This window comes from Flavonifractor sp. An91 (assembly GCF_002159225.1).
Taxonomy (GTDB): domain Bacteria; phylum Bacillota; class Clostridia; order Oscillospirales; family Oscillospiraceae; genus Flavonifractor; species Flavonifractor avicola.
This window is the reverse complement of sequence record NZ_NFHA01000018.1, coordinates 32,055-54,477: the sequence shown is the minus strand read 5'-3', so window position 1 is coordinate 54,477 and position 22,423 is coordinate 32,055. Positions and strand designations below refer to the sequence as shown.

Here is a 22,423-nt window from a genome sequence, read left to right as displayed (position 1 = left end):
TGTATGCCCCCCGGGATCAATCAAGGGAAGAAGCTGGAACGAAGAATGACCGGGACACGCAACCCGGTCATTCTTTTCTTTTGCGCCTCTGCCTTTACCGGCACCAACTGGTGGGATTGGAGCGGGCGGTGATGAAGCGGCGATAAATGCCCTCCTCCTCCATAAGTGTGTCGTGGGCGCCGGCCTGAACGATGCGTCCCTGGTCAATGACCAGGATCTCATCGGCGTGGCGGATGGTATTCAGCCTGTGGGCAATGACCAGCAGGGTCTTGCCCCGGCACAGTTGGGTGATGGCCTCCTGGATGTAGCTCTCGTTGTCGGCATCCACGCTGGCGGTAGCCTCATCCAGAATGACGATGGGAGCATCCTTCAGAATGCAGCGGGCAATGGAGATCCGCTGCCGCTCTCCGCCGGATAGGCTGGCTCCACCTTCGCCGATGACCGTGTCAAAGCCGTCGGGCAGCTCCATGATGAAGTCATAGCATCGGGCTTTTCTGGCCGCCTCATAAACCTCCTCCCGTGTGGCGTCCGTCCGCCCCATGGCGATGTTGTTATAGACGGTATCCTGGAATAAGTAGACCCGCTGGAACACCATAGAGATCTGATCCATCAGATCAGAAAGAGGAATATCGCGGATATCCCTGCCCCGCACTAAGATTTGGCCCTGTTTGACATCCCAAAACCGGGAGAGCAGGTTGGCTACCGTACTTTTACCGCCGCCAGAGGGCCCCACCAGGGCCAGCATCCGGTTTTTCTCCAGTGTGAAAGAGACATCATGCAGTACCTCTTTCTCCCCGTAGGCGAAGGTGACATTTCGGAACTCCACCTCCGGGGCACCGCCGGCTTTGGGTAAGGTCTCCCGGCCCCGGTCGGGTAGTTCTGGCTGGGCCAGTACCGCCTCGATCCGGTCCATGCAGGCGTTCATCACCGTCAGGCGGGTGGCTTGGCTGTAGAGTGCCTTAATGGGGCCGAAGAGGTCAAAGACGAAGAGCAAGACACCCAGCAGGAAGGTGATGGAGAGCTGCCCACGGCCATAGAGCCAGAGTGACAGGGGGATTATCAGCACCGAGCCCAGACCGCACACCAGATAGAGGGCCCGCATCCAGGGAGCCTGGCTCTCCTCGAACTCGATGCTGACCTTGCGGCTCCGGGCGAAATTTTCGGTGAGTTGCTCGGAACGCTCTCCCAGCAGGTTGAAGGTCTTGGCAATACCAATGCCCTCCACATAGTCCAGCACTGCCCGTGTGAGAGCCTCGCTCTGCTCCTGTCGGACATCAGAGTGAGCCAGGGTGCTCCCCAGGGAAGCGCGGCCCAGCTGCCAAATGATCCCTACCACCACCAAGGCGGCCAGTCCCAGCCAGGGATTCAGGAAGGCCAGCCACAGCACAAGAATGGCTTGGGCAAAGGTATAGCTCATCATGTTGGCAATGTCGTGCATACAGTTCTCCTCAATGAACACCATGTCGGTGGACAGAACGGAACTGATTTTGCCGATGTTGCCCTCTGTGAAATAGCCCATGGGCAGGCGGCGCAGATGCCGTCCCAGCTCCATGCGCAGATCGGCGAATACCATATAGCCCGCCGCGGCCTGGAGCCGGTCGGCGATGTTCTGGCACAGGCACTCCAGCAGAACGCAGCCCACCGTGCCCACCGCCAGCCACAGGCACAGCCGTGCCGTCATGGTTCCCTGGAGAAAAGCGCTCAGGGCCAAGAAGGACAGACCGATGGGGGCCTTGGACAGCATGGCCTTCAGGAACGCAAAGACAAAGGCCAGCTTGATCCGCCCCTGATAGGGGCCGGATACGGACAGGATTCGTTTCATCAGCGCGATCATGCCTCGTCGCCTCCTTTCTCCGCAGAGACACGCCAGGCAGCGGCTCCCTCGGCAGCCCGCCACAGTTTTTCATAGGCGGGGCAAGTCTTTCGCAATGTATCGTGGCGGCCAATCCCTGCCACATTGCCCTGATCCAGCACCACGATCTGATCGGCACCTGCAATGGACTGAAGCCGGTGGGCGATGACGATGACCGTCTTGCCCCGGATCACCTCGGCAATGGCGGCGTTCATTTTCTCCTCATTCTCCGGGTCCAAAAAAGCGGTGGCCTCATCCAGCACCACGATGGGAGCGTCCTTCAAAATCGCCCGGGCCAGGGCGATCCGCTGCCGCTCCCCGCCGGAAAGCCCTTTGCCGCCATCGCCGGCCATGGTATAGATTCCTTTTTCCAGCCGTTTCAGAAACTCTCCGCATTGAGCCCGTTCCGCCGCCGCCAGCACCTCCTCGTCGGTGGCGCCGGGTCTTCCCAGCCGGATGTTCTCCAACAGGCTGGTGTTGAACAGGAACTGCTCCTGCGCGACGAAGGAGATCTGCTCATTCAGAGAGGCGAGGGACATCTCTCGCAGGTCTTGCCCCCCCAGCGTGATGCGTCCGTCCGTCACATCGTAAAAGTGGACCAGCAGCTTGGCAAGGGTCGACTTCCCGCTGCCGGATTCTCCCACCAAAGCAGTGAGGCTCCCCTGTGGGACAGAGAAGGAGATGCCGTGGAGGACTTCGTCCTTTTCATAAGAAAACCGCACATTCTCAAAGCGGATCTGCAAATCGTTTCCGTTGAAATCCGTTTTTCCTTCTTTCAGGGGCGGAATATTGAACAGAGATTCCATTTGGTCAATCTTGTAGCTCAGCTGGGGCAGCACCGACATAAAGTTCATGGCTCGGATCAGAGGCGGTCCCACGGAAAAAGACATACACAATACCAGCGCGTAATCCGGCAAGGTAGAGGCGCCGGTGAGTACCAGATAGCCGCCGGCTGGCAGCAGCACCAGCGCCACGCAGGGCAAAATGCTGGTGTAGAGGGCCATCCACAGCCAGCAGGCCCGGAACCAATCCAGAGTAAAATCACGGTAGTTTTTTACATCGGTCTCAAAGCGGTGATAGGACTCTCCGTCCCGGTTGAAGACCTTCACTACCTCCATGCCGTTGATGTACTCCACGATGGTGTTGTTCATTTTCTGCCCGGCGGCGTAGTAGTCTCCCATCTTGCTCATGCCGGAGCGGTACATCATGCCCATGGCCAGTACGCCCAGCGGAAGGGAGCAGAGGGAAAGCAGACCCAGCTTCCAGTCCGTGAGGAACATGGCCGCAAATACCACCACCGGCACCGCCAGATTGGACAACCCTTCCGGCAGGGCGTGGGCCAGCAGAAGTTCCATGCTCTCGATGTCGTCAATGAACATCTTCTTCCAGACGCCAACGCCCTTCTCCTGGATCGCGCCCAGGGGCTGCTTTTCCAGCTTGCTCTGGAGATGGAGCCGGAGGTTTTCCAAAGTATGATAGGCGGAACGGTGGGACAGTGCCAGCCCCTCCACATAGAGAAGGCCGTAGAGGACCATGCACAGAGCCATGGCCCCGGCGTTGAACAGGGTTTCCTCCAATGTGAGACTGCCCCCAGTCAGCAGGGGTCTCAGCAGGCGGTAGAGGAAGAAATAGGGCAGCACGCTCATGGCCACGCCGGCCACCAGTACCAGAATGGAGGCATAAGTCGTCTTCCGGTGGCGTCCAGTGTAGCGCAGGACTTTTTGAAACACAGTATCACTCCTATTACAATAAATTTGGACAAGGAAGCCGGGCAGCCAGTCCGGTTTCCCCTCCATCTCGTGCCTAAGCTACAATAAGAGGAGCAACTGGCTGACCATTCACTCCTTGGGCTTCTATGTCCGTTAGAAAGACTGTCAGCCATCCTCTTGTTGCAGCGTTCGATTTGAGCAGGTTGAGCCACCGGATGCCGGAGAGTTCGTGTCACCCAATAGATTGAATCGGCAGCGAGAAAAGATGGATTCCGGTTGCAGATTCGTTGTATTGGAGGAATGTGGATGAACTGCGTTGGCATCGATATTTCCAAAGGAAAAAGCATGATCGCCGTCATGCGGCCCTTCGGAGAGGTGGTAGTCTCACCCTTTGAGGTACTTCACACCGACAGCGAACTGAGTAAGCTGGCAAGGCTGCTCAAAAGTCTGGACGGTGAGACCCGTGTGGTGATGGAGTCCACGGGCAATTACCACGCGCCGGTGGCCTGGCTGCTCCACGACGCGGGGCTTTATGTCTCCGTAGTCAATGCAATGCTGGTGCATGACTATGGGAACAACAGTTTAAGACGGGCCAAGACTGACAAGAAGGATGCCGTGAAGCTGGCCAACTACGGCCTTGACCACTGGCTCACGCTACCGAGATATGTCCCGGAGGAAGATACCCGGCTCATGCTGAAGTCTTGCTACCGGCAGTACCAGCAGTATTCCAAAGTGCGGACCATGCTGAAGAACAACCTGATTTCCCTCCTGGACACCGCTTTCCCGGACGCAAACCGCCTGTTTACCAGTCCGCCCCGCGCCGACGGCAGCGAGAAATGGGTGGACTTTGTAGCTGCTTTTTGGCACTGCGAGTGCGTCTGCGGCCTGTCTGAGAAGGCCTTTACCGCCAAGTACCAGAAATGGTGCAAAAAGCACGGCTACAATTTCAGCGAAGATAAGGCGCTGGACATTTACGCTTCCGCCTGTGGACACTTCGGTGTCATGCCCAAAACGGATACCGCAAAACTTTTGGTAGAACAGGCCATTTCTCAACTCCGGGCAACTTCCGCCGCGTTAGCTGCTCTTAAGCAGGAGATGCAGTCTCTGGCGGCTTCTCTGCCGGAGTATCCTGTGGTGATGGAGATGTTTGGTGTTGGCCCCGCGCTCGGCCCCCAACTCATGGCTGAAATTGGCGATGTGCGCCGTTTTCATTCCAAGAAAGCGCTGGTGGCCTTTGCAGGCATTGACGCCCCTCCTTACCAATCCGGCCAAATGGATATTCGTAGCCGCAGCATTTCCAAGCGGGGATCTGCCTCGCTGCGCAGAACGCTTTTTCTGGTGATGGGCGTTCTCCTGCAATGCGCTCCAATGGATGAGCCGGTCTACCAGTTCATGAACAAGAAACGCTCTGAGGGCAAGCCCTACCGTGTCTACATGATGGCCTCCGCCAACAAGTTCCTGCGCATTTACTATGCTTCTGTGAAAGCCTACTTGGATTCTCTGGAACACGACTGATTTCCCAGCGTTATACCATCTGGCTGGCCGCCGTTTTAATTTTGAAACGCTCAGCGGCTTGATTTTGTGTTGCCTTTTTTGCTTCTCTAAAAATCTGAAATTTCTACTTGACTTTTATTAGCAGGTCTTTTTAGTTAGTTATTGCTAACTTATTAGCGAGAAAAAAGCCTCCGCAGAGGCGTTTTTCATCCCTTGGGGAATCCCAGGGCAGCGTACCAGTCAAAGAGACGGCAGACCAAAGTGCAGTGGCGCTGGATCTCCGGCCAGGCGAAGGCGTGGATAAAGGGCTCGTAAATGGTGGTCCAGAAGGCGGACAGGACTACATGGAGCTCCTCCTGCGTCATATCCACAGTACACAAGCCCCGGCGTCTGGCCTCGGCGTAGTAGGTCCAGGTGCCTTCCGTCATTTTCTCCACCCAGTCGTGCTGGAAGTTGGCGTAAGCGGTGCCCTCCGCTCCGGTGAGCAGCAGCACAAAGCCATCCCGCCGCTCATTGAGAAAGCGGAACCACCACAGCATGTATTCCTCATCCATATACCACGCCCGGATCAGGTCTTCGTCGGAGAGGGCGGATGCCGGCACCGCCGTCCGCTCCTCATAAACAGCATCCAAATCCGCCACCGTATCCGCCACCACAGCGCGAAACAGTTCCTCTTTTCCGGCGTAACGCTTATAAAGAGCCCCGGTTGTCACACCCGCTCGCTGGCAGATGGATTTCAGGGAAGCCCTCTCAAAGCCAAGCGCCAGGAACTCCTCTCTGGCACTGTCCATGATCCGAGGGTCGATGGAAGTATCCGGTCTTGCCATAACACCCCTCCCGACAAATGATAATTTGATTACCGATAATCTGATTATCAATATAGCATCCCTTTCTGCCCCTGTCAAGGGGAAATCCTCTCTTGACAAACTCGCTCTTTGGTTGTATATTCAAAACATCGTTATAAAACACTGTTTTGAATTGTGAGGCGATACCATGGCAAAGCAGATCGAAGGGGTCTATGAAAATGTACTCCGCTGCGCCCGTCAGGAATTTTTGGAAAAGGGCTTTGCTCTGGCCTCCCTGCGGGACATCGCCAAAGCGGCGGGAACCAGCACCGGCTCCATCTATACCCGCTTTACTGACAAGGCGGGATTGTTCCGGGCCCTGGTGGAGCCTGCCGCTGGAGAGCTGAAGCGCCGTTTTTTGGAGATTCAGGAGTCTTTTCACCAGTTTGACGGCCCAACCCAGCAGGAGGAGATGGGGCGTTACACGGCCCATGCCCAGGAGGGACTGTTTGACTACATCTATGAGCACCTGCCGGAGTTTGAACTGCTGCTCCGCCGGGCCGCCGGGACGGAATATGCCCACTATATTGACGAGTTGGTGGAGATCGAAGTCAGTTACACCTACAAATACATGGAGGTCATCGGCTGTGAGAGCGTCCGCTCCGGTCAGGTCACCGAGGACTTGATCCATATCGTTACCACCGCCTACTTCAACGGAATGTTTGAGCCGGTGCGGCACCGCATGGATAAGGCCCGGGCGCTCCACTATGTCCGCCAGCTCAACCGCTATCACATGGCAGGATTTGAAACGATTTTTCATCCTGAAAACTTCCGGTAGTGCAAAAGGCCGCTTTTCCGGCGGCCTTTTCATAGAACCAAAGGTTAGCAATAACTAACCAAAGGAGGCTTATTTATGCAGCAAACACAAAGCCCACTGCTGCGGTTGTGGCAGCTGGGCAAGGATCATCACGGTGGCCTGATTGCCGCCATCTTCTGCGCGGTGGCGGGTGTCCTGCTGGGTCTGCTGCCGTATCTCTCGGCAGGGCGTATCCTGGTAGCGCTTCTCACCGGGCAGCGGGACTGGAACTTCTATCTTCTGTGGTGCATGGTGGCCCTTGGTGGCTATCTGGCCAAAACTCTGCTTTACAATCTGGCGCTCTCCCTCTCCCACAAGGCCGCCTTCCAGATCCTGCGGGACATCCGGAAGATGGTTCTGTCCAAAATGCCCCGCTTACCCTTGGGAGACATTCTGGACACCTCCAGCGGACGGCTCAAACAGATCGTGGTAGATCAGGTGGAGAGTATGGAGACGACACTGGCCCACCTGCTGCCGGAGATGACCTCCAATCTGCTGGCGCCGGTATGCGTTCTCGTGTATCTGTTTACGCTGGACTGGCGCATGGCATTGCTGAGTCTGGTGTCCATTCCTGTGGGCATGGCTTTTATGATGGCCATCATGGGCAGCTATGGCAAGGACTATCAGGGTGCGGTGGAGACGACCCAGGCCATGAACGAGACCATTGTGGAATACATCGGCGGCATTGAGGTCATCAAGGCCTTCAATCAGGGAAAGAACTCCTATGAGAAGTTCTCCTCCCGGGTGCGGGCCAATGCTGCCTACTACTACAACTGGATGAAGAAATGCCAGTTTGGAATGGCGCTGGCCTATGCCATCGCTCCCACCACGCTTATCACGGTGCTGCCTGTGGGCTGGATCTTCTACACGGACGGCAGTTTGTCCGCGGAGGTATTTCTCACCACCATCATCCTGTCCATGAGCATAGTGGGGCCTCTCATTGCCGCCATGGGCTTTGTGGATAATCTTGCCAAGGTGGGTACCATCGTAGGTTCGGTGGACGAGATCCTCCTGAAGCCGGAGCAGGATCACGGAACACAGCCGTCACAGCTGGGAAGACCGGATATCGCCTTGGATCATGTCTCCTTTGGGTATGCCCAGGACAAGGAGATCCTCCACAACATCTCCCTCACCATTCCGGCCGGCAGCCTCACCGCTTTGGTTGGTCCCTCCGGTTCGGGCAAGTCCACCATTGCCAAGCTCATCGCCGGTTTCTGGGATGTGACCGAGGGCCGCATTACCCTGGGCGGCGTGGAGGAAAGCCGTATCCCGCTGGAACAACTCTATGACCAGGTGGCCTTTGTTTCTCAGGACAATTACCTCTTTGACGATACCATCCGGGAAAATATCCGTATGGGCCGGGTAAATGCCACGGATCAAGAAGTGGAACAAGTCGCCAAAGCCGCCGGATGCGACGGCTTCATCCGCCAGTTGGAGTATGGCTATGACACCCGGGTGGGCGGCGGAGGCGCCCATCTCTCCGGAGGAGAGCGGCAGCGTATCGCCATCGCCCGGGCTATGCTGAAAAACGCCCCCGTGGTGATTCTGGACGAGGCCACCGCCTACATTGATCCGGAGAATGAAGCGGTGGTCCAGCGGGCAGTGGCAAAACTGGTGGAGGGTAAGACGGTCATCGTCATTGCCCACCGCCTGTCCACCATCACCGGCGCAGATCAGATCGTGGTGGTGAAGGATGGAAGCATCGAGGCACAGGGCAGACATGAAGAACTGTTGCGCCATTGCCCGTTGTACGCCGATCTGTGGCAGGCTCACATGGGTGTAAAGGAGGGTGAAACGGTATGATTGAGACATTCAGAAGCATCTGGCGGTTTGCCGGTGAGGAACAGCGCAACGTCCGGCGTTCGGTGATCGCCTGCTTTTTCAATGCGGTGTTCCATATGCTTGAGATTGCCGCCATCTACTACACCATCCTGGCTCTGCTGGATGGGAAAACCGGCCCTGCCACGGCGTGGCAGGCGCTGGGGCTATTGGCAGTCAGTATTCTGGGCAGCGCTGTGACCAGGTATTTCTCCCAGCTCCAGCAGACCCACGCCGGATACTTTATGGCGGCCAATAAACGCGTTACCATCGGACAGCGGATGAAATCCGTCCCCATGGGCTACTTCAACGACAACAGCCTGGGAGAGCTTACCGGGGTCTGCACTACCGTACTGGACAATGTGGAGTCTGTGGCCCCCATGGTGTTGGTGACCATGCTGGGCGGGATGCTCAACGCTCTGGTCTTTACGGTGATGATCCTGATTTTTGACTGGCGGATCGGTCTCATTGTGGTGGCGGCCACAGCAGTTTATTTGTTCATCACCTCGGCCATGGAGCAAAAATCCGCCGCCCTCGCCCCGCACCGTCAGAAGTCCGAGGCCAAGTTGGTGGAGGCGGTGCTGGAATATGTGCAGGGCATGAGCGTGGTGAAGTCCTTCAACCTCACCGGACGGGGCGACCGCACCTTGCAGGAAGCACTGGAATACAATTGCCGCAGCAACCTGAACATCGAAAAGATGTTCACCCCTTATATTATGGCGCAGGGGATCGCGCTCCAGTTGGGAAGCGTGGCCATGATGCTCTCAGCGGTATGGTTCTATCTCTCCGGGACCATGATCCTGGCCAACGCCCTGATGGTGGTCATCATGTCCTTCCTGGTCTTTGCTCAGATCTCCTCGGCGGGTAGCGGTATGTCCCTGCTGCGTATCGTCAGCAGCTGTATGGCCCATGCTGATGAGACGGATGCCATGCCTCAGCTGGCAGAGACCGGTCGGGTCGGCACGCCCAGGGATCACGGCATTACCTTCGACCATGTTTCGTTCTCTTATGACCAGCGGCCCATCCTGCGGGATGTATCCTTCACCATCCCGGACAGAACCACCACCGCCATCGTGGGCCCCAGCGGCTCCGGGAAAACCACACTGTGTAATCTCATCGCCCGGTTCTGGGATGTGGAGAGTGGCGCCGTCCTGGTGGGCGGTCAGAATGTGAAGGACTATACCCTGGAGGGCCTGATGGATCAAATCTCCATGGTATTTCAGAAGGTCTATCTCTTTGCTGACACGGTGGAAAACAACATCAAGTTTGGATGCCCCAATGCCACCCACGAGGAGGTGGTGGCCGCGGCGAAGAAGGCCTGCTGCCACGACTTCATTCTCACCCTGCCCCAAGGCTATGACACCGTCATCGGTGAGGGCGGTTCCAGTCTTTCCGGCGGCGAGAAGCAGCGCATCTCCATTGCCCGGGCTATCCTGAAGGATGCTCCCATCGTGATTCTGGATGAAGCTACCGCCAATGTAGACCCGGAGAATGAGGACCGGCTGCAAAAGGCCATCGAAGCCCTGACCCGGGATAAGACCATTCTGATGATCGCTCACCGGCTGAAGACGGTCCGCAACGCCGACCAGATCCTGGTGCTGGACGGCGGACAGATCGTTCAGCGGGGCACCCACAGCCAGCTCATGGCCCAGGAGGGCTTGTATCAAGCGTTCGTATCCGGCCGTAAAGAGTCCGGCCAGTGGAAGCTCTGAGAGAAGGAACGCCTAAACCGTTATAAATGAGGAGTGCTGTCACCGGATATATCCCCGGTGGCAGCACTCGCTTTCTTTTTACAATGCTAATCAGTCGTCCTCCAACAGTTTGGAGGGCTGAATCTTCAATACTTGGGCGATTTTGAACAGGGTCTCCAAGGATACACCCCGAATTGTTCCTGTTCCTTCTACCTGGCCGACAAAATTAACACTTTTTCCGATCCGTTCAGCAAGAACCTCCTGCGTCAATCCCGCCTTTTTTCTGTAATAGGCGATTTTTAAACCCAGAGTGATATATCGTTCCGGAAACTCTGTCTGCATCACTTCACCTCCCGACATTATGCTACCAACAGAATAGGTAAAATATAATTGAAACCAATTAGAGGATTATTTATTTCAAATAAATGTTTATATATAATAAGAGGTGAAATATTTACTTGAGGGAGCTGTTGGTCAGAAAATGCCAACGAGAACGACATGGATCTATTTACCGTCAGTTTCTTTGGACATCGGATCGTTCCGGAATTTCGGGAAGCGGAAGAGCGTGTGGAGTCGTTGATCCACACATTGCTTTTGGAAAAGGAATATGTGGAGTTTCTGGTTGGCCGTAACGGAGACTTTGATCAGATTGTTTCCTCTGCCGTCAAGCGCCAACAGCGCCGTGTGCGGGATGACAATAGCGCCCTGATTTTGGCACTTCCGTATCCGACGGCAGAGCTACGGGACAATCTGGAGGGCTTTGAAGCATATTATGATGAAATTGAACTGTGCAGCGCCGCCGCTGGCAGCCATCCGAAGGGTGCCATTCAGATTCGCAACCGGCAGATGGTGGATCGAAGCGACCTTGTGGTATTCTGTGTGGATCATTCCAGCGGCGGAGCATATCAAACTCTGCGTTACGCCCAGAGAAAGAAAAAAGAAATCCTGAATCTCGCACACTTTGAAGGTTGCGGGTGAGAGTTTGCGTAACACTCTACACAGCTGATAGGAAAATTAACTGTCCCTAACAGAAAATGACTTGACTGGTTAGCGATAGCTAACTATAATCAAGCATAGAGTATCATACCTTTTGAAGAGCGACTATGAAAAATGTAAAATTGATAAGGGCTCTGTACAGGAGATTCTTATACAGTGTTCGGTTGCACCTGTTAGCCACTGGTAAAGCTGGCCGACAGATCGATGTGCCTCCGAATCATCCGGATCGACTTTGCAGAAAACCACTGCGGCAAGATTGGAGGAGAATATGCCGATTGAACTATGGCAAGGGCTACTGATTCCCTTTGCCGGGACGACGCTGGGGGCGGCCTGCGTCTTTTTTATGCGGAACAATTTGGGTGAGATGGTACAGCGTGCGCTCACCGGCTTTGCGGCGGGGGTCATGGTGGCGGCTTCTATCTGGAGCCTGCTGCTGCCCGCGATGGAGCAGGCAGCGGACATGGGGCGGTGGTCCTTTGTCCCCGCCGTTGTGGGTTTCTGGCTGGGAATCTTTTTCTTGCTGGGGCTGGATCGGCTGATCCCGCATCTGCACCGCGGCAGCGCGGAGGCCGAGGGCATCAAAAGCAGTCTTGGAAAAACAACCATGCTGACCTTGGCTGTGGCGCTGCACAATATTCCGGAAGGAATGGCGGTCGGGGCGGTCTATGCCGGGTGGCTCTACGGAGACAGCGGTATTACGCTGGCGGGGGCGCTGGCTCTTTCTCTGGGAATTGCCATTCAGAACTTCCCGGAGGGCGCGATCATTTCCATGCCCCTGAAAGCGGAGGGGTTCTCCAAATCCCGCTCCTTCCTGTATGGGACGCTGTCCGGCGCAGTGGAGCCAATAGGCGCCATCCTGACCATCCTGCTGGCGGGGATTTTGGTTCCGGTGCTGCCCTATGCGCTGAGCTTTGCCGCCGGAGCGATGGTCTATGTGGTAGTGGAGGAATTGATCCCGGAGATGTCAGTGGGAAAGCACTCCAATATAGGGACTATTCTGTTTGCAGTCGGTTTTACCCTCATGATGACGCTGGATGTGGCGCTGGGTGCTTGCGTGAGTGAAGGTGAAAAAATGGGACAAGAAGAGCGGATTCAAAACGCCTACCGGGGATTGGGAGGCAAACGGACATTTTATGATGGCATGATCACCTGTTCCACCCTGTCAGGCCGAGCGGTATGCCGCCTGATATGGGGAATGGATCGGGCGGAAGCCCAGGACTACCTTTCCGCCGCCCTTTCCGGAATACCGGAGGGGTTTTCCGGAAGACTGCTGGAAGTCCCCGTGGGTACCGGCATACTGACCATGCCCCTCTATCGGGAAATGCCGGAGGCGGAGATCACCTGCCTGGATTACTCGCCGGAGATGCTGGAGCGGGCAAAATCCCGGGGCGAGGGACTTGCCCATGTGTGCTTTCAGCAGGGGGATGTTGGGGCGCTGCCTTTTGGGGATGGCAGTTTCGACATCGTGCTCTCGCTCAACGGGTTTCATGCGTTTCCGGATAAGGAGGCCGCCTGGCGTGAGATCTTTCGTGTACTGCGGCCAGGCGGAGTTTTCTGCGGCTGCTTCTATGTGAGGGGGCAAAACCGCCGCACCGACTGGATAATCCGCAGGCTGTATGTGCCAAAGGGCTATTTCACCCCGCCCTTTGAGACGGCGGAGAGCCTGTGGCATCGTCTGGAGGAAACATTCGGGCCGGCAAAGGTTCGCACCGTTCAGGGCATAGCCTCTTTTGTCTGCCGGAAGGCGAAGGAGAAACACCCGTAAACGAATTGTACACAAATATTGAACAACAGGAGGAAAATCAAATGCAGCAAAAGCGTAATCAACAAGCAGAAATTCGTCTCGGTAGCCATGGCGAAGACTACGGAAGCTGGATGTCCAATCCCGTGTTCTATATTATTGGCGGTATCACGGCTCTGGCCGTAGTTTTGGCCGTACTCTCCTTTTCGGTGTTCCACATCACGGTTCTCGGTGTTCTGTTCTCTGTTGTTGCGGCGGCGCTGGTGGCCCTGCTGGTCTGGATCACATGGATCAGGCGTCAGTATGCCTTTGGCGGCGGCGGGATTATGGAACAGGTTCACCGGGTCGTTCTCTCTCATCTGGACTATGACGGCCAGGGCAGTCTCTTGGAAGTCGGCTGCGGCTCCGGAGCCCTGTCGATTCGTGCGGCCCTGACCTGGCCGGAGTCAAAGGTCACTGGCATGGACTACTGGGGAGCTGTTTACAATTACAGCAAGGCCCTCTGTGAGAAAAACGCCGCAAGTGAAGGCGTGGCCTCCCGGTGTGTGTTCCGGCATGGCGACGCCAATCATCTGGATTTCCCCGATGAGAGTTTTGACGCGGTCATCAGCAACTATGTCTACCACAATGTCATGGGAGCCGATATGCACAAACTGTTGCTGGAGAGCCTGCGGGTGCTGAAAAAAGGCGGCGTCTTCGCTCTGAATGATGACATGAAGCCCAGGCTGTACGGCGATATGGATGTCTTTGCCCAAAAACTGCGGGAGATGGGCTATCAGGACGTCCGGCTCATTGATACCGCAGAAGAAGCTTTCGGCTCCCACCGCCGGGCTGCCATGATGATGCTGGGCTCTTCCCGGCTGCTTGTGGGCAGAAAGTAATTCGTCCAAATAGGAGGGTTGACCATGTCCAAGTTGGGTGTTGTAGAGGACACGCTGTTTGTCCCCATGCTGGGCAGGATCTATGCCAGCGAGTACTGCCCGCAGATCCTGTACGATCCAAAGGCGCTGGAACTGAAAAAGAAACTGCCTTCCAGCCTGCCGGAGCAGGACGGACAGAGCCAGTATACTCTGCTGGCCTCCGCCGCCCGGTCCGCCAATATGGATCGGTACATCCGGGCGTTTCTGGAGCGCAGGCCGGACGGTGTGATCGTTCAACTCGGCTGCGGTCTGGAGACGGCCTATTACCGCTGCGACAATGGAAGGTCGCACTGGTATACCGTGGATCTGCCCCATGTGGTGGAGTACCGGCGAGAGCTGCTGCCGGAGCCGGAGCGGGAGACCTATCTCGCCGGAGACGCCTTTGCCGAGGACTGGATCAGGCAGATCCGCGCCGATGTGCCGGATGCTCCTATTCTGGTCACCGCCGGCGGCCTGTTCCACTATTTTGAGGAAAGCAAGGTTGTGGGCCTCCTGCGGATGCTCACGGGGTTTGGAGAGATTGAAATCGTCTTTGATACCGTGAGCAAAAGCGGTATGGCCATGATGCGGAAAAAGTACATGAAGCAAGTGGGCCACGGAGATGCGCAGATGTTTTTCTATGTGGATTCCGCATCGGTGCTGGCCGGAAAAATCGGCAGTGGGGTCAGGGTGCTGGCTGAGGAGCCTTATTACCGCCATATCACCCGAACCGGATTGAAGCTGTCCACCAAGGTCAGCATGGCAGTTTCGGACCGATTCTGTATGGTGAAGATGGTACATCTCTGTCACAGCGCTAAATTCCATGACTAAACGGGATAAAGCCGTCCAATCGGAGCGGAAAGAACAGCGATGTGCCGCTATACTCAGTAAGAAGGGGCGCGCTGAGCGCCTTTTCTCAGAAATAACGGTTAGTGTAATCTAACTATGTTGAAGGAGAGCGGTACATCATGAACACGCAGAAAAAAGGGATGACGGGAAAGGACATCATTACGGTGGGAATTTTCTCCGCCATCTACTTTGTCATCAACTTTGCTTTTATGCTTCTCAGCGGTCTGCATCCCCTGCTTTGGATCTTGATGCCCGGCCTGATCGCCGTATTTGCGGGGATCCCATTCCTGATGATGTGCGCCAAGGTGCCAAAGACCGGCGCAGTGGTCCTGATGGGCTTTATTACGGCCTTGATCTACTTTGTTACTGGCCAATTTACGGTGGTGATTCTCATTGCTTTTGCAGTGAGCTGCGCTCTGGCGGAGCTTTGCCGGATCTGTAGCCATTACCGGTCTTTCCGCGGCAACGCTCTGGCCTATGTGTTCTTCTCGCTGGGGATGATCGGCTCCCCGCTGCCTGTCTGGATCATGCGGGACAGTTTCCTGGCGCAAATCAGCCAGCAGGGAATGCCGGAAGCCTATGTCTCTACCTTGGCAGCATTGACCTCCCCGGGTATGATCGTGGTTCTGGTGGGGGCTCCTATTGTAGGAGCGATACTGGGTATCCTGCTGGCCAAGGGAATGTTCCGCAAGCACTTTGAGAAGGCGGGGATTCTGTAACATGGAGGAGGCACGGCGCTGTTTGGTGTTCGACCCCAGGGTGGGTCTTGCTCTGCTGGTTTTCGCCAATCTGGCAGCCTTTAGTGAGCAACCTTTTTGGATGGAAATGATATGGATCGGTTTTCTCCTGTTCCTGATGCTGCTCCATCGCTGCTTTGCCATGGCGGGGAAAAGCCTCTTGATTTTTGGGGGAATTCTGTGCCTGCAATACTGGATTCTGCCGGCCGCGCCGGGATGGGCTGCTACCAGCTTTTCCATTTTCGCTAACTATGCCCGCCGGATGATGCCCTGCCTGATGATCGGCTTTCTGATGCTTCGCCGGACGCCTATGCCCTATCTGGTGGCTGGAATGAGGAAGATCCACTTCCCTCAGCGGCTGATTGTGGCCGTCTCGGTGACGCTGCGGTACTTTCCCGCCATTCGGGAAGAGACAGGCTATATCCGGGATGCGATGCGGTTGCGGGGCATCCGGGGATTGGCAAAACTGGAGGGGATCATGGTTCCCCTGATGGTCTCCGCTACCGGCACTGCGGAGGAGCTGTCCGCAGCGGCAGTGACACGAGGGATCGAGGACCCGGCGCCTAAGACCAGTTTGGTGGAGCTGCGGGCCTCGCCGGTGGACGGCGCCGCGTTCCTTGTGGGCGTGGGGTTGACTGCTGCCCTCCTGGCGGTCAAATTGGGGGTGTTTCCATGGTAAAGCTGCAGGATGTATCCTTTTCCTATACAAAAGATGTGGGCACCCTCAACCATGTTGATCTGACCATCAAACCGGGCGAGTGTATCCTGCTCTGTGGCGCTTCCGGCTGCGGAAAAACCACCATCACCAAGCTGGTCAACGGCTTGATCCCGGCATTTACAGAGGACTGCACGCTGACCGGACAGGTTCTGCTCAACGGCGCACCGGTGCGGGAACAGCCTCTTTACCAACTGGCCCGGCAGGTGGGGTCTGTTTTCCAGAACCCCAAAAGTCAGTTTTTCAATCTGGATTCCGACAGCGAGCTGGCTTTTGGCCTGGAAAACCAGGGTGTGGCCCGGGGCGAGATCCTCCGTCGGCTGGATGATACCACCGACCGCCTGCATCTGAAGCGGTTGAGGGGGCGGAACATCTTTGCCATGTCGGGCGGGGAAAAGCAGCTGCTGGCCTTTGCCTCGGTCTATGCCATGAGGCCGGAACTCTATATTCTGGATGAACCTACGGCTAATTTGGATCGGGATACCATTAACCGGCTCCATGATCAAATCGCATACCTGAAACGTCAGGGGCACACCATTCTCATTGCGGAGCATCGGCTATACTTTCTGGCGGACCTCATAGATCGGGCCGTTTATCTGCGGGATGGGATTGTGGAGCGAAGTTGGAGCGGAGCAGAGTTCCGGCGGCTGGCTGAGACAGAACGGATCGCTCTGGGTCTTCGCACGCTCACGCCTACTCAGGTGACTCTGCCGCCCTCCCGCGCCGCGGGGGAACAGGATGGACTGTCTGTGGAGGGACTGAGCTGCCGGTACAAGCGGGAGCCGCCGGTATTTCAAAACCTTTCCTTCTCCGCCCGCCCGGGAGAGGTGCTGGCCGTCACGGGTGACAATGGCGTGGGAAAAAGCACCCTTTCCCGCTGCTTGTGCGGCCTGATGCGGGAGAGTGCCGGAACGATCCGCCTCAACGGCCGCATCCTTGGTGCGAAGCAGCGGCAGCGGATTGCCTACTGCGTCATGCAGGATGTGAACCATCAGCTCTTTTCCGACAGCGTATGGGGAGAGTGTCGGCTGGCTATGGAAGGACTCTCTGACCAGCGCATCCAGGAGGTGTTGGAGCGGCTCCATTTGCTTGCGTTCCGGGAAAAGCACCCTATGTCTCTCTCCGGCGGCCAGAAACAGCGTTTGGCGGTGGCTACCGCCATGCTGTCCCAAAAGCCGCTGCTGGTATTCGACGAGCCCACCAGTGGTCTGGACTATGCAAGAATGCAGGAAGTGGCTCGCTGCGCACGGGAACTGGCGGACGAGGGGCGGGTGGTTCTGGTGGTAACCCATGACCGCGAATTTCTCCAGTGCGCCTGTGATCGAGTCCTGGAACTTTGAGAAAGGAGCTGAGCCGCAGTGGCATTGTTACAGGACAGCCAGCCGGATCTGTGCCTCTTGGCCAAAAGCGGTGGGTGCAGCGTTTATCAGCTGCGAAATGAGAGCGGCGAGGGAACCATGACCGTCTACGAGGTGTTCCCCGGCGCTACCATCCTGTATAACGATTTCCACATGGCCTATTGCGACTCCTCTTTTGAAACCCGGCAGGATCTCCTCTGCATCGACTATTGCCGGGAGGGCCGGATGGAATATGCTGTGGGCAACGATGCGTTCTCCTATGTGGAGGCAGGTGACCTGAAAGTGGATCGCCGCCTGAAGCACAAAGGATACTTTTCTCTCCCGTTGTCCCACTATCATGGCATCTCCATGTGCTTTGACCTGTCCATGGCACCCGTGGAACTGGCTCGTCTGGCGGGAGACTATCCTTTGGATCTGGCCGCCATTCAGCGGAAATTCTGCCCGGATGCCCGGCCGCAGGTCATTCACGGAGCACCCTCGGTGGATCACATTTTTCAGGAGTTGTGTGCCGTACCGGAGCGGATCAAAATGCCCTACTTTAGAGTAAAGATTCTGGAGTTGCTGCTGTATCTCGACGCCCTGGAATTGGGAAGCGGAACGGAAAAGCCATATTTTTACCGTTCTCAGGTGGAGACAGTCAAGGCTATCCGCTCCTACCTGGCGGAGCATCTGGATCAGCATATCACATTGGAGGCCCTGTCCAGACAGTACCAGATTCCTTTGACCACCCTGAAAGCCTGCTTCAAAAGCATATATGGCAGTCCGGTGAACGCTTATGTGCGGGCTCTGCGGATGGACCGGGCGGCTCTGCTGCTTCGGAAAGAGCCAGAGACCAGCGTCACGGAGATCGCCGGGGCGGTGGGCTATGACAGCGCAAGCAAATTTGCTGCGGCTTTCCGGGCGGTAAAGGGACAAACTCCGCTGGAATACCGGCGGGGCGGCGGGAACCCTGTTCTTTCTTTTCCTGACGAAATGGAGTGATGCCGGCCGGGTGGAGCGGCAAGCACGGACAAGAACCGATACAATAGGGCATGGTGAGAGACATCTCACCATGCCGATTTTTTTGAGAGGAGTGGTTTTGTGAAACAACGCAGCTGGCTGGCCATCCTGCTCTCCTTTGCCGGTCCCTGCCGGGGGAAGCTGGTCTTATCTGTTATATGCGCAATTATCAGCGTGGCGGGGGGCTTTGTGCCGTATCTGGGGGTCTATGAGATTCTTCGCCTGTTTATCCATCAGTCGGCCTCCGGAATGGAGCTTCTCCGATGGGCTGGAGTGTGTCTGGCGGGATATGCGGTCAAGGTGGCTTTTTACGCCTTTTCAACCATGCTGGCCCATGTGTCTGCCTACACCATCCTGGAGGGCCTGCGCCGTCAAGTGGCCCAAAAGCTGATGCACGCTCCCTTGGGGAGTGTGCTGTCGAAGCCCGTCGGCTCCCTCAAAAGCACCATCGTGGATCGGATCGAGGACATTGAGCCGCCGCTGGCCCACATGATCCCAGAACTGAGCTCCAATGTGCTGCTGCCTATCGTGGTGGTGATCGCCCTCTTTGCCATGGATTGGCGGATGGGCCTTGCCTCCCTTGCCACGATCCCGGCGGCGCTGATCCCCATGGCGGCGAGCCTGCGGACCTACAACGAAAAGTATGCCGCCTACATGGCGGCCAATGCTCAGGTCAACAGCATTATCGTGGAGTATGTGGAGGGCATCGAGGTGGTAAAGGCTTTCAACCAGAGCGGTGCCTCCTATGAGAAATTCGTCCGGGCGGTGACCAGCTTCCGTGATTTCACGCTGGATTGGTTCCGCTGCACCTGGAAGTCCATGAACCTGTGCTTGTCTATCCTGCCTACCACGCTGCTGGCCACCCTGCCAGTTGGGATCGCCCTGTATCAGACCGGCGTCCTGGACCCGGCCCGGCTGGCTCTGTGCTTGATGCTGGTGCTGGGTATCGTGTCCCCGCTGGTGCAGGCTGCAGCCTTTCTCAATTCCATGAAGAGCATGGAATTTGCCGTCCGGGACACTCGGCATCTGCTGGATCTGGAGGAGCTGCCCGAGGCGTCCGAGCCCGCCCGCCTCTCCGGCAGCGGTATCACTTTGCGGGATGTGTCCTTCTCGTATAGCGGGAAAGAAGAGGACACTGTGCTGCGTCACATTGATCTGGAACTTCCCGCTGGAACCTTCACCGCTCTGGTGGGTCCCTCAGGTGGAGGCAAATCTACGGCAGCCCGGCTTATCGCTCGGTTCTGGGATGTGACGGATGGCTGCATTGCCATAGGCGGTGTGGATATTCGGAATCTCACACTGAAGCAGCTGGCGGATCAGGTCAGTTTCGTGACACAGGACAATTTCCTCTTTGACTGCTCTCTGAAAGAAAACATTCGATTGGGAAAGCCGGACGCCACGGAGGAGGAAGTTTGGGCGGCTGCCCGGGCCGCTCAGTGTGAGGAGTTTTTAGGACGGCTGGAGCATGGATGGGATACCCCAGCGGGTGAAGCGGGCAAGCAGCTCTCCGGTGGGGAGCGGCAGCGGATCGCCATCGCCCGCGCGATTCTGAAGGATGCCCCCATTGTAATTTTGGACGAGGCCACCGCCTTTACCGATCCGGAGAACGAAGACAAAATCCAGCGTTCACTGATGGCGCTCTCCCGGGGGAAAACGCTGCTGGTTATTGCCCACCGGCTGAGCACGATTCAGAACGCCGACCAGATCGTGGTGCTGGAGAAGGGCCGTATTGTGGACAAAGGCACACAGCCGGAGCTGCTCAGCCGATGCCCGCTATATCAAAAGCTATGGCAGGCCCATGTGGGTGCCCAGAACTGGGCGGTTGGAAAGGAGGCTTGACGATGTTTCAGAGTATGAATCGGATTCTGCGTTGGACAAAGGGGTACCACAGACGGCTGTATCTCGGAAGCCTCTGTTCGTTTCTTGCCACCTGGGCCGCCGCCGGGCCGGTGATGCTGACGGCCTGGGCCCTTGGGCTGGTCATCGAGAGTGCCCAGGAGGGGACGGCGCTGGACGCCAGACTCCCCTGGCTGTGCCTGGGCGGGATCATCCTGCTGATCGTTCTGCGCTTCGTGTGTGCTTACTGGAAAAACCGGCTCCAGGAGAGTATCGGAACAGAGCGGGCGGCGCAGCAGAGACTGGAACTTGGTGACCTGCTCAAACGGGTTTCCCTGGGGTATTTCTCTAAGAATAACCTGGGCGACATTCTGGCTGCTCTGACCACGGAGCTCAGTACCCTGGAGCTGCAAAGCATGAAGATGGTGGATGCGGTCATCAACGGCTATCTGCAGGTACTGGTCATCGTTTTGTGCATGGCGTTCTTCTGCCCCGAGGCGGCGCTGGTGGCAGTGGTGGGTGTGCTGCTGTCCGCCTTTGCCCTCCGCGGCATCGGGCGGCAGAGTGCCCGCACCGCTCCGGTGGGACACCGGGCCCAAGAGGCATTGTCCGGGGCAGCCATTGAGTACATCCACGGCCTTTCGGTGGTCAAATCCTTCGGACAGGAGGGGGCGTCCTCCCAGCGGTTTTTTGAGGCGTGCCGGGCCAATAAGGACATCCGTATCAAAAACGAGTTTGGATTTGTGCCCTGGAACTGCCTGCACCTGTTTTCTCTGAAGGCCGCAGCTGTTGGCCTGGTGTTCACCGCCGGCTGGCAGACTATGAACGGAACCTTGGAGCTGCCGGTGCTCCTGATGGCTGCCATGTTTTCCTTCACGATCTTCGGCAGTGTGGAGTCCATCAACGACGCCGCCCATATCCTTTCTGTCACGGACTCGGTGCTGGACCGTCTGGAAGAACTGGAGGGAACGGAACTGCCGGATCAGGATGGGAAAGACGTCTCTTTGGAGCGTTACGACATCTGCTTCGACCATGTCTCCTTCGGTTACGGAACACGGGAGGTGATCCACGATGTTTCTTTCCAACTGCCGCAAAACAGCGCCACCGCCATTGTAGGGCCGTCCGGCAGCGGGAAGAGCACCCTCTGCGCACTGCTGGCCCGGTTTTATGATGTGGATCAGGGACGCATCACCGTGGGCGGCTATGACATCCGGAAGATGACCTGCGACAGCCTTTTACGCAACATTGCTATGGTATTTCAGAATGTGTATCTGTTCCACGACACCATCCGCAATAACATCCGTTTTGGCCGTCCGGATGCTGCCGAGGAGGATGTGATCGCCGCGGCCAAAGCGGCCCGCTGCCATGACTTCATCATGGCGCTGCCCCAAGGGTACGACACCATGGTGGGAGAAGGCGGCTCCAACCTCTCCGGCGGAGAAAAGCAGCGCATTTCCATTGCCCGGTGTCTTCTGAAGGACGCCCCCATTGTCATTCTGGACGAGGCCACCGCCAGCGTGGACCCGGAGAATGAGCATGAGATCCAGGAGGCGCTCTCTGCTCTGGTGCGGGGAAAGACTATCATCACCATCGCCCACCGTCTGGCTACGATCCAGAATGCTGACCGGATTTTAGTGGTGGAGGATGGGCGCATTGCTCAGCATGGTACCCATCAGGAGCTGATGAGCCAGGAGGGAACTTACCGGAACTTTATCGAGATCCGACAGCGGGCTGAGGGCTGGCGGATATAAAAAGTACGGAGGAGCAAATTATGCCCAATGAACACAAATGAAGGTATGCAAAGTGAAAATGTTAGGTCTCAATTTATCCTGCTACCAGCGAGATAATTCCATTTTGGTAACACCCATCCTACCCAGAGTTACTCGCTGGAATGCGATGAAGATGTCATCATCGTTGTAAAATCCATGATGGAAATCCGATGTGTTGATAACATCTTCCTCAATGTCTGCGGCAAATCTTTCATCAAGGCTGGAGAAATATGTCCCAAAAGTCTTGTGAAGATATTCTTTGATGTCACTCTCCAACTGTTCCGATAAAGAAATGGCCATTTGCTTCACCTCCTCATGC

Annotated in this window: 19 protein-coding genes and 1 pseudogene; 15 read left to right on the top strand and 5 right to left on the bottom strand. The window is 56.5% G+C overall.

What is annotated here, in order from left to right; genetic code table 11:
• Nucleotides 1–94: 94 nt before the first annotated feature.
• Together B5G42_RS11135 and B5G42_RS11130 are read right to left on the bottom strand one after the other, a co-directional pair.
• A complete protein-coding gene (locus B5G42_RS11135; protein ID WP_087270337.1) occupies nt 95–1,834 on the bottom strand; it encodes an ABC transporter ATP-binding protein in 1,740 nt (579 codons plus the stop codon).
• Complete coding sequence (locus B5G42_RS11130; RefSeq protein WP_087270334.1) at nt 1,831–3,582, bottom strand: ABC transporter ATP-binding protein; 1,752 nt, start codon at nt 3,580–3,582, stop codon at nt 1,831–1,833. Before B5G42_RS11130 ends, B5G42_RS11135 begins: the two co-directional genes overlap by 4 nt.
• Nucleotides 3,583–3,867: 285 nt before the next feature.
• On the opposite strand from B5G42_RS11130, the gene B5G42_RS11125 reads away from it, so the two are divergent.
• Nucleotides 3,868–5,076 (top strand): IS110 family transposase, encoded by a 1,209-nt coding sequence (locus tag B5G42_RS11125; protein WP_087270331.1) that lies wholly within the window; start codon nt 3,868–3,870, stop codon nt 5,074–5,076.
• A gap of 185 nt (nt 5,077–5,261) precedes the next feature.
• Here B5G42_RS11125 and B5G42_RS11120 read toward each other — a convergent pair whose 3' ends face one another.
• Nucleotides 5,262–5,882 carry a TetR/AcrR family transcriptional regulator gene (locus tag B5G42_RS11120; RefSeq protein WP_006572682.1) on the bottom strand — a complete coding sequence of 207 codons (621 nt, stop codon included), beginning with the start codon at nt 5,880–5,882 and terminating at the stop codon, nt 5,262–5,264.
• 166 nt (nt 5,883–6,048) lie between these two features.
• Here B5G42_RS11120 and B5G42_RS11115 point away from each other — a divergent pair, with 166 nt between their 5' ends.
• The 3 genes from B5G42_RS11115 (at nt 6,049) to B5G42_RS11105 (ending at nt 10,226) form a co-directional block, all read left to right on the top strand.
• A complete protein-coding gene (locus B5G42_RS11115; RefSeq protein WP_006572684.1) occupies nt 6,049–6,678 on the top strand; it encodes a TetR/AcrR family transcriptional regulator in 630 nt (209 codons plus the stop codon).
• Nucleotides 6,679–6,753: 75 nt separating this feature from the next.
• A complete protein-coding gene (locus tag B5G42_RS11110; protein WP_087270328.1) occupies nt 6,754–8,499 on the top strand; it encodes an ABC transporter ATP-binding protein in 1,746 nt (581 codons plus the stop codon).
• A complete protein-coding gene (locus B5G42_RS11105; protein ID WP_087270325.1) occupies nt 8,496–10,226 on the top strand; it encodes an ABC transporter ATP-binding protein in 1,731 nt (576 codons plus the stop codon). The genes B5G42_RS11110 and B5G42_RS11105 overlap by 4 nt, the downstream gene beginning before the upstream one ends.
• A 90-nt stretch (nt 10,227–10,316) precedes the next feature.
• Here the strand turns inward: B5G42_RS11105 and B5G42_RS11100 are convergent, their stop codons facing one another.
• Entirely contained in the window at nt 10,317–10,547 is a 231-nt protein-coding gene (locus B5G42_RS11100) for a helix-turn-helix domain-containing protein (RefSeq protein ID WP_040411886.1), read from the bottom strand.
• Between the two features lie 156 nt (nt 10,548–10,703).
• Here B5G42_RS11100 and B5G42_RS11095 point away from each other — a divergent pair, with 156 nt between their 5' ends.
• The 11 genes and pseudogenes from B5G42_RS11095 (at nt 10,704) to B5G42_RS11045 (ending at nt 22,086) form a co-directional block, all read left to right on the top strand.
• Nucleotides 10,704–11,183, top strand: a complete 480-nt coding sequence (locus B5G42_RS11095) for a hypothetical protein (protein ID WP_087270320.1) — start codon at nt 10,704–10,706, stop codon at nt 11,181–11,183.
• Nucleotides 11,184–11,469: 286 nt separating this feature from the next.
• A pseudogene (locus tag B5G42_RS11090) lies at nt 11,470–12,249 on the top strand (ZIP family metal transporter); the annotation flags it as partial.
• Nucleotides 12,223–12,966 (top strand): class I SAM-dependent methyltransferase, encoded by a 744-nt coding sequence (locus B5G42_RS11085; RefSeq protein WP_343286699.1) that lies wholly within the window; start codon nt 12,223–12,225, stop codon nt 12,964–12,966. The pseudogene B5G42_RS11090 and the gene B5G42_RS11085, both read left to right, overlap by 27 nt.
• Before the next feature lie 41 nt (nt 12,967–13,007).
• On the top strand, nt 13,008–13,823 hold the full coding sequence (locus B5G42_RS11080) for a class I SAM-dependent methyltransferase (protein WP_087270317.1): 816 nt from the start codon (nt 13,008–13,010) through the stop codon (nt 13,821–13,823).
• A gap of 24 nt (nt 13,824–13,847) precedes the next feature.
• Nucleotides 13,848–14,672 (top strand): class I SAM-dependent methyltransferase, encoded by an 825-nt coding sequence (locus tag B5G42_RS11075; RefSeq protein WP_087270314.1) that lies wholly within the window; start codon nt 13,848–13,850, stop codon nt 14,670–14,672.
• Between the two features lie 137 nt (nt 14,673–14,809).
• The gene (locus B5G42_RS11070) at nt 14,810–15,409 is read left to right on the top strand and encodes an MptD family putative ECF transporter S component (protein ID WP_087270311.1); all 600 of its coding nucleotides are present in this window, start codon (nt 14,810–14,812) and stop codon (nt 15,407–15,409) included.
• Nucleotide 15,410: 1 nt separating this feature from the next.
• Nucleotides 15,411–16,106 (top strand): energy-coupling factor transporter transmembrane component T, encoded by a 696-nt coding sequence (locus tag B5G42_RS11065; RefSeq protein WP_087270308.1) that lies wholly within the window; start codon nt 15,411–15,413, stop codon nt 16,104–16,106.
• Nucleotides 16,100–17,482, top strand: coding sequence for an ABC transporter ATP-binding protein (locus B5G42_RS11060; protein WP_087270305.1), 1,383 nt, complete (start codon nt 16,100–16,102; stop codon nt 17,480–17,482). The genes B5G42_RS11065 and B5G42_RS11060 overlap by 7 nt, the downstream gene beginning before the upstream one ends.
• A gap of 18 nt (nt 17,483–17,500) precedes the next feature.
• Nucleotides 17,501–18,481, top strand: coding sequence for a helix-turn-helix domain-containing protein (locus B5G42_RS11055; RefSeq protein WP_087270302.1), 981 nt, complete (start codon nt 17,501–17,503; stop codon nt 18,479–18,481).
• A gap of 99 nt (nt 18,482–18,580) precedes the next feature.
• Nucleotides 18,581–20,338 (top strand): ABC transporter ATP-binding protein, encoded by a 1,758-nt coding sequence (locus tag B5G42_RS11050; RefSeq protein WP_087270299.1) that lies wholly within the window; start codon nt 18,581–18,583, stop codon nt 20,336–20,338.
• A gap of 2 nt (nt 20,339–20,340) precedes the next feature.
• On the top strand, nt 20,341–22,086 hold the full coding sequence (locus B5G42_RS11045) for an ABC transporter ATP-binding protein (protein ID WP_087270296.1): 1,746 nt from the start codon (nt 20,341–20,343) through the stop codon (nt 22,084–22,086).
• Nucleotides 22,087–22,167: 81 nt separating this feature from the next.
• Here B5G42_RS11045 and B5G42_RS11040 read toward each other — a convergent pair whose 3' ends face one another.
• A complete protein-coding gene (locus B5G42_RS11040) occupies nt 22,168–22,404 on the bottom strand; it encodes a hypothetical protein (RefSeq protein ID WP_206406185.1) in 237 nt (78 codons plus the stop codon).
• Between the last annotated feature and the right edge of the window lie 19 nt (nt 22,405–22,423).